The 8,126-nt window shown below is 70.7% G+C and carries 6 protein-coding genes; 3 read left to right on the forward strand and 3 right to left on the reverse strand.

Going from position 1 to position 8,126, the window contains the following annotated elements:
• The coding region (locus tag NBX02_RS12570; protein WP_250291460.1) for a hypothetical protein at positions 1-181 on the reverse strand (181 nt) is incomplete at its 3' end.
• 138 nt (positions 182-319) lie between these two features.
• Between NBX02_RS12570 and aceE the strand changes: the two genes are divergently transcribed.
• On the forward strand, positions 320-3,094 hold the full coding sequence (gene aceE / locus NBX02_RS12575) for a pyruvate dehydrogenase (acetyl-transferring), homodimeric type (RefSeq protein ID WP_445548397.1): 2,775 nt from the start codon (positions 320-322) through the stop codon (positions 3,092-3,094).
• Between the two features lie 90 nt (positions 3,095-3,184).
• Here aceE and NBX02_RS12580 read toward each other — a convergent pair whose 3' ends face one another.
• Positions 3,185-3,970 carry a pirin family protein gene (locus tag NBX02_RS12580; RefSeq protein ID WP_250287080.1) on the reverse strand — a complete coding sequence of 262 codons (786 nt, stop codon included), beginning with the start codon at positions 3,968-3,970 and terminating at the stop codon, positions 3,185-3,187.
• A 365-nt stretch (positions 3,971-4,335) separates the two neighbouring features.
• On the opposite strand from NBX02_RS12580, the gene NBX02_RS12585 reads away from it, so the two are divergent.
• On the forward strand, positions 4,336-5,196 hold the full coding sequence (locus NBX02_RS12585) for a hypothetical protein (protein WP_250287081.1): 861 nt from the start codon (positions 4,336-4,338) through the stop codon (positions 5,194-5,196).
• Between the two features lie 481 nt (positions 5,197-5,677).
• On the opposite strand, the gene NBX02_RS23145 is transcribed toward NBX02_RS12585, so the two are convergent.
• Entirely contained in the window at positions 5,678-6,037 is a 360-nt protein-coding gene (locus NBX02_RS23145; protein WP_445548398.1) for a DUF5999 family protein, read from the reverse strand.
• Between the two features lie 383 nt (positions 6,038-6,420).
• Here NBX02_RS23145 and NBX02_RS12595 point away from each other — a divergent pair.
• A partial coding sequence (locus NBX02_RS12595) for a hypothetical protein (protein WP_250291462.1) occupies positions 6,421-8,126 on the forward strand: 1,706 nt, incomplete at its 3' end.

Raw genomic sequence — 8,126 nt, forward strand, 5'->3', positions numbered from 1 at the left:
GTCCCGCCCTGGCCACGCCGGCAGCCGGGTGCCGCCGGGACGGCCTGCCGGCCCGGTGGCCGGGCACCACCGCCGGGCCGGCAGGCCCGGAAGCCGGGGCGGCGCGTCGACGACGGCGCGTGTCCGCGAGTGTCGGTCCAGGCCGGCTCCCCGGCGTCCCCACGCACTCGAGAAAAATCATGATCGTGTGTTCTTCGACCGGATGGGCCACAAGTAACGTCGGGAAGCGTGACGAGCCCCCCCGCACAGAGCACGATGGAAGGGGACCCACTCACGACGAAGCATGCGCGCAACGACCAAGTGACGTCAGGGAGAACACGTGGCGAAGGACAGCGGCAGCAGGTTCTCGGTCATCACCGACGGGCTTCCCAGCCAGTTGCCGGACATCGACCCGTCCGAAACCGGCGAATGGCTGGAGTCCCTGGACGCGGTGATCGACGAGCAGGGCCGTGGCCGGGCCCGATTCCTCATGCTGAAGCTGCTGGAACGGGCCCGGGAGAAGGCCGTCGGAGTGCCCGGGCTCACCAGCACCGATTTCATCAACACCATCCCGCCGGAGCGGGAACCGTGGTTCCCCGGGGACGAGCACATCGAACGGCGCATCCGGGCCTATGTCCGCTGGAACGCGGCCATCATGGTGAGCCGCGCGAACCGTCCCGAATACGGCGTCGGCGGGCATATCGCGACATATGCGTCCAGTGCCGCTCTCTACGAGGTGGGATTCAACCACTTCTTCCGCGGCAAGGACAACCTGACCGGCGGGCCCGGCGGTGACTCGGGCGACCAGGTGTTCATTCAGGGACACGCCTCACCGGGTATCTACGCCCGGGCCTTTCTCGAGGGCCGGCTGACCGCGGCGCAGCTCGACGCGTTCCGTCGGGAGGGCGAGCCCGGCGGGCTGTCCTCCTATCCACATCCCCGGCTCATGCCCGACTTCTGGGAGTTCCCGACCGTCTCGATGGGCCTCGGGCCGATCCACGCCATCTACCAGGCCCGGTTCAACCGCTATCTGCTGAACCGGCGGATCAAGGACACCTCCGGCAGCCGGGTGTGGGCCTTCCTCGGTGACGGCGAGATGGACGAGCCGGAGTCGATCGGCGCGCTCGGCATCGCCGCGCGCGAGGAGCTCGACAACCTCATCTTCGTCGTGAACTGCAACCTGCAGCGCCTCGACGGGCCGGTCCGCGGCAACGGGAAAATCATGCAGGAGCTGGAGTCGCTGTTCCGCGGCGCCGGCTGGAACGTCATCAAGGTGGTCTGGGGCCGCGACTGGGACCCGCTGCTGGCCAAGGACACCGACGGGGTGCTCGTCCACCGGATGAACACCACCCCGGACGGCCAGTTCCAGACCTACACGACATCGTCCGGCGCGTACATCCGGGAACACTTCTTCGGCGCGGACGCGCGGCTGCGCCGTATGGTCAAGGACCTGTCCGACGACGAGCTGCGCAAACTCTCCCGCGGCGGGCACGACTACCGCAAACTGTACGCGGCCTACAAGGCGGCGACCGAGCACGCCGGCCAGCCCACCGTCATCCTCGCCCACACCATAAAGGGCTGGACGCTGGGCAAGGACTTCGAGGCGCGCAACGCCACGCACCAGATGAAGAAACTCTCCAAGGCCGATCTCAAGGAGTTCCGCGACCGGCTCTACCTGGACATTCCCGACTCCGAGCTGGAAGGCCCCCTGCCGCCCTACTTCCATCCCGGCCCGGATTCGGAGGAGATCCAGTACATGCGGGAACGGCGGGCCGTGCTGGACGGCACACTGCCGCGGCGGGTCGTGCGCGCCCGGCCCCTCCCGCAGCCGCCGGAGTCCATCTTCGGTGACCTGCGGCGGGGCTCGGGCAAGCAGCCGGTGGCCACCACCATGGCCTTCGTCCGGCTGCTCAAGGACCTGATAAAGACGAAGGAGATGGGCGCCCGGTTCGTCCCGGTTATTCCGGATGAGGCGCGTACCTTCGGTATGGACGCCATGTTCCCGACCGCCAAGATCTATTCACCGCACGGTCAGCGTTACGAGGCTGTGGACCGCGAGCTCCTGCTTTCCTACCAGGAGTCCGAGACCGGCCAGATGCTGCACGAGGGAATCAACGAGGCCGGTTCGATGGGGTCGGTCGTCGCCGCGGGCACCGCGTACGCCACCCACGGCGTGCACATGATCCCGGTGTACGTGTTCTACTCGATGTTCGGGTTCCAGCGGACCGGTGACCAGATGTGGGCGCTCGGCGACCAGCTCGGCCGCGGCTTCCTGCTCGGTGCCACCGCGGGCCGCACGACCCTCAACGGCGAGGGCCTCCAGCACCAGGACGGCCACTCCCTGCTGCTCGCCTCGACGAACCCGGCGTGCGTGGCCTACGACCCGGCGTTCGCCTTCGAGGTCGCCCACATCGTCCGGGACGGCCTCGACCGGATGTACGGCGAGCGCGACGAGGACGTCTTCTACTACCTGACCGTCTACAACGAGCCGTTCCCGCAGCCGGCCGAGCCGGCCGGGGCCGACCCGGCGCAGATACTCGCCGGCATGTACCTGTTCCGGCCGTTCGCCGAGGCGGGCCTGCCGGTACGGCCGCCGGCGGAGGCCGGCTCCCCCGAAGCCGGCGCGCCGGCCGCCGAGCCGCCCCGCGCGCAGCTGCTGGCCAGCGGCACCGGGATGCGCTGGGCGCTGGACGCCCAGGAGCTGCTCGCGAACGACTTCGGCGTACAGGCGGACGTGTGGTCGGTGACCTCCTGGAACGAGCTGCGCCGCGAGGCACTCAGCTGCGAGGAGCACAACCTGCTCAACCCGGACTCGGTGGAACGCCGGCCGTACGTGACCCGGCTCCTGCAGGGGGCACCCGGGCCGGTGATCGCCGTCAGTGACTGGATGCGGGCGGTGCCGGACCAGATCTCCCGCTGGATCCCCCAGGACTACTCCTCCCTGGGCACCGACGGTTACGGGCGCTCGGACACCCGGGCGGCGCTGCGCCGCCACTTCCACGTCGACGCCGAGTCGATCACGGTGGCGACGCTGGAGGCCCTGACCCGCCACGGCGCGATCAAGGCAACGGTCGTCGAGGACGCGATCCACCGGTACCGGCTGCGGGAGGCGTAGCACCAGGAGGCGCCACGCGGCGCCGAAACTCCACCGGCCGCCGACCGACCGCCGGCCGCCGGCCGGTCGGTCTGGCCGGCCGGCGGCCGGTCAGCGTCCCAGCGCGGTGTGCATCTCCCATACCAGGATCTCCGCCGGCCCGGCCTCGGCGGCCACCGCGAGGCTGTCACAGCCCCTGATCCGGGCCGCGTCCCCGGTGCCGAGCTCGCCCGCGCTCTCCAGCGTGACCGTGCCGCGCGCGACGAACAGGTGCACCCACGGCGCGGACGGCAGGCTCACCCGGCCGGCGGCGGGCAGGCGCGCCGCGTGCAGGACCGCGTTGCGCTGCTGGATGTCGATGGCGGCGCTCGAGCCCGCCCCGCCGGCGATCGCCACCAGCTCGCCGGTGGCGAGGGCGTCCGCCACATCCCGCTGGGCATAACTGGGCGTGATCCCGGTATGGTCGGGGGTCACCCACATCTGGATGAAGTGGACGGTGCCCGGATCGTCCAGGGCGTCGGGCGTCCCCGGGCCGCCGGTGGCGCCGGCCGCGTTCGTCTCCGCGTGCGTAATCCCCGTACCGGCGCTCATACGCTGAGCGACCCCGGGCCGGATGGTGCCATGGGTCCCGGTGGAATCCGTGTGCAGGAGCTCACCCTCCAGCACCCAGGTCACGATCTCCATGTCCCGGTGCGAGTGAGTGGCAAAGCCGCCACCGGGAGCGACATGGTCGTCGTTACTGACCAGCAGCAGGCCGAAATGGGTGTTGGCCGGATCATAGTGGCGACCGAACGCGAACGAGTGACGGGAGTCCAACCAGTCATTCCGGGTCACCGCCCGGCCGTCCGCGCGCCTGACGGCAATCCCCGCCCCCCGCAGCGCCGAGATATCGGTCACAGTTGCTCGCGCCCCTTTCCTGTCGCTGGCCCGCGTCCGCCGGCTACCATCGTTGCGGCTACTATCGGTGCGCCAGTTGCCGTAGGGTTCATCCGACGTACATGCTGCCGAGACCATGGTCCAATCTATTCGCCCCGACGGCTATGATCCCAGTCGGATGGCCAGGAAGAACGGGGCCTTTGGCCAACCAGTGGCCAACCGACCGCCAGGCGCGACCTAAGGGCCTCGTGAGGAGGCGATGTGACGGCTGCCGACAGCCCGACCCGACAGCAGATGCCAGAGCCACCACGGAGAGAAATACTACTCGGCGTCATCGTTGGAATACGAAAACGTGACATGGCCTGCGCGAAGCCGGGGAAACCGGCATGATTCTGCGTTTCCGTCGAATCGACAGGCTGGAGAATCATCCCAATCTCCGCGGGATCCTCGCGATCCTCGCCCAACTCGTGCACACCAGTGACGCCGAACTCAACCAGCTGGCCCTGGCCTGGCGCAACACACCCCAACTCGCCACCGCGCGGGACAAGGCACTCTCACCGGACGCGCCACTGGTCATCGAGGTCCTTGCCGCGTTCGACGCCTTGTCGGCCATCTACGCCGACGACCTCGCCGGCATCGACGACTACGTGACAGTCGACCCGAACGTCACCGCGACCGCGCTCAAGGCGGTCCGGGACGCGATCGCGGCCGCCTACGCCAAGCCGATTCTCACCAGGTCGGAGTATGCCGCGCTGCTGCGGCCCTGGCGCGCCGTCTACCCCCGCAGCCGCGGGCACGAACCGGATCTCGGCCCGTTCGGATCCGAGGTCAAGCGGGTTCTTGCCGCGCTGCCGGCGCTGGCACGGCGCTGTCACGACGCCGACAGCCTGCGGACCTACGACCGTCTGCTGGTCGCCGCGCTCACCCGGGACGAGACCGCCCACCAGGACGCCATGCAGATCGCGTTCAACAGCGCCGTGCGCACGGGGCGCCGCCGGGTGTGGACGCTGATACGCCGCAGCGCCGCCGAGGGCTTCTGGCGGCTGTGCCCGTCCTGCCACACGACGATCGACTCCGTGGACGCCGGCACCGACCAGCGGGTGATGGAGCTCTGCGCGGACCTCGCGTGCGCCCTGCTCGTGCAGGACATCCTCGACCCCGACACCGTCGCGAGCCTGACCGCGCCACTGCACACGCTGGTCCCGCTCCAGGAGCGCTACGACATCGACACCAACCGCTACCGCTAGGCGTCAACCGCTACCGCCAGGCCGCCAGGCCATGGCCGGCTGCCCGCCGCGGACGCGGGTGCGCGGACGCGCCGTCACAGCGGCGGTGCCCGGGCGACCGACGCCCACCAAAAACGACCCAAACCGCGGTCAGCCGGCTGTCGGCACAGCCGGGAGAACCGGAGGGATCCGGTCCGACGAACGCGTCAGGGCCATCCCGCCCGCTCTCCGGCCTGAGGGCGCAGCGGTCCCGGCCGCCGAGCGGGCGAAAACCACGCCGCGTACCCCTCGTGTACCCGTCCGGCCGGACAGCCTCGGTGGCGCCCCTCAGCCACGCGTAAAGATACCATCACGCACTGTTCAGCCGGATAGGCCCGATCGGGACGTCGCGGAAGCGGCCCCGCCGGAGCCGCCGCGTACCCGGACCCGCGCCCGGACAGTCATCCTCGTGTACTCGTCGACCGAATGATCGTCACAGGCCGGCCCGGGCCGGCCGGTCGCCTCATGCCGTCCAGACGCGCGGTGTGGGCACGGCCATCGGCTGCCGCGTGGCAACCGCGCCGCTGCCGACCATGCTCCTCGGCCTCGGAGGCACACGCCGCGGTTCGATGATGCCCCCCGTCGGCAGAATCTCCCCCGTGTCATCAAAAAGAATCACACCATTACACAACAAGCTCCAGCCCTGGTCGCAGTGCCGGTTTGTCACCCGCGCGGCGTCCCGGCCGGGACTGTTGGCGGATGGGCACGGCGGCTGGTGAGGACAGCCCCCCCTGCCGGTTTGACGGACCTCGGTGGGTACTTGCGGACTCGCCGACGTCGTTGTCGATGGATCTCCAGAAACCGGTGTTCCTCGCACAGTCACAGAAGATTACGCCTCCGCGTAACGGACGTCACATCGACCCGCGCTCTCAGGCTGTCGGTAGTAGGACGACAGGGGCAGCGGCATACGACACGGCCGCCGCGGCCCGGCGTATCGCGCCTTGTGTCTCCGTTCGCTCGCCTTGCGTTTCGATTTGCGACGGCCGGTGCCCTGTGTCAGCGGTCCGGAATCACCTGGTGACAGATAGCGGATATGACAACGCTTACTGGATATCGACAGGATGCCGACAGGACACGCGCTGGGCGCTGACCGGATGCCGACAGATAGCCGGAAAATCCCTTCGGTACGTTTCCCTGGGACCCTTTACGGAGGTATGCCCGGCCACTTCGCCGGCGACCCGCGCATGACGTGATCAGGAGGCCCCGGTGGATCGGGACCCACGCCGGCCGCACCCGCCCGGCCCCCCGCACCCCGATCCCCCGCGCCCCGATCCCCCGCGGCCGGGCCCCGCCCGTCGGATGGCGGCCCGCGGGCGCCTCCCGGCCGCCGTCGTCGTCCCGATCACAATCGTCCTCGTACCGGCTGTCGTCCTGCGGGCACTGGCCATGATCGCCTATCGGCCGGCCCTGGAGTTCTCCGGGGACTCCATGGCCTACCTGCGGCTCGCCCGGCCCCTGGTGCCCGACCCGGTCCGGCCGGCGGGCTATCCGCTGCTGCTGCGCGCACTGTCCGTGACACACCGGCTGTGGGTGGTACCAGCCGTCCAGCACCTCATGGGCGTCCTGCTCGGCATCCTCCTCTACGCGCTGCTGGTGCACCGGGGCGTGACCGCCCGGGTGGCGGCGCTGGCGGCGGCACCGGTGCTGCTGGACGCCTACCAGGTGAACATCGAGCACTTCGTCATGGCGGAGACGCTGTTCGAGGCGCTGCTCGTCGTGGCCGTCGCGGCCCTGCTGTGGGCACCGAGACCGTCCGTGACAGCCTGCGTGCTCGCCGGGGGCTGCCTGGCCCTGGCCTCGCTGGTCCGCACGGTGGGGGTCGTCCTGGGGGTGCTGGCGCTGGCCTGGGTGCTGCTGCGGCGGCTCGGCTGGTCGCGTTCGGTCGTCTTCGGTGGCGCGTTGGCCGCGCCGCTGGTGGGGTACGCCGTCTGGTTCCACTCCGCGCACGGCGCCTACGCGCTGACCGGGGGCGACACGTACTGGCTGTACGGCCGGGTGGCGCCCATCGCCGACTGCGCGCGGCTGGACCTCAGCCCGGACGCCCGTCTGTTCTGCTCGCCGCATCCGCCGGCGCAGCGGCCCGGGCCGAACTACTACGTGTGGAACCACAACAGCCCCCGGTTCACCGTCGATCTCCCCGAGGCGCGCAAGAAGGCCGCGCTGGCCGAGTTCGCCCGCCAGGTCATCCGGCGCCAGCCGGCGGACTACGCACGGATGGTGACCGGCGAGGTGGCCCATTTCCTCACCCCCGGCCGGTGGGTGGGGGCACGCGACTGGTACGTCGGCAGCTGGCAGTTCCCCGACGAGACGACGCCGGCGTACTGGAACATCAGCGCACCGCTGATCACCTTCGACGGTACCCGGGCCGACCGGCGGGTCGGCCCCGAGCCGGCCGCGCTCCTGCGCGCCTACCAGCGCTACGGTTTCACCCCGGGGCCGGCGCTGGCCGTCATGGTGGCGCTCGGCGCCGCCGGCTTCCTGCCCGCGGGCCGGCGCGCCGGTCCCGAGCGGGCCGGCGGCACCAGCCCCGGCGGCACCAGCCTCGGCGGCACCAGCCTCGGCGGCGGCACCGGTGCTGGCAGCGGTGCCACTACCGACAGCAACATCACTACCGACCGTAGTGCCACTGCCGACCGTGGTGTCGGCACCGGCGGTGACGCAGGCACCGGCGGCGGGGCCGGGCGGCTGCGCGCGGACTGCGCGTTGCTGGTGGCGGCGGAGATGGCGCTGCTGGTGGTCCCGTCCGCCACGGTGTGTTTCGACTACCGCTACCTGCTGCCGACGCTGGTGCTGCTCCCGCCGGCCGCGGCGCTGGGCTGGCTGCGGATCTCCCATGCCCAGCCCCGCCGCCGGCCCGGGCTGCCCCGGCGGCGTCACCGCCGGCGACACCGCGGGCCCGCGCACTCCAGCCG

Origin of the sequence: Protofrankia sp. CiP1_Cm_nod1 (assembly GCF_920888515.1) — a bacterium.
GTDB lineage: Bacteria > Actinomycetota > Actinomycetes > Frankiales > Frankiaceae > Protofrankia.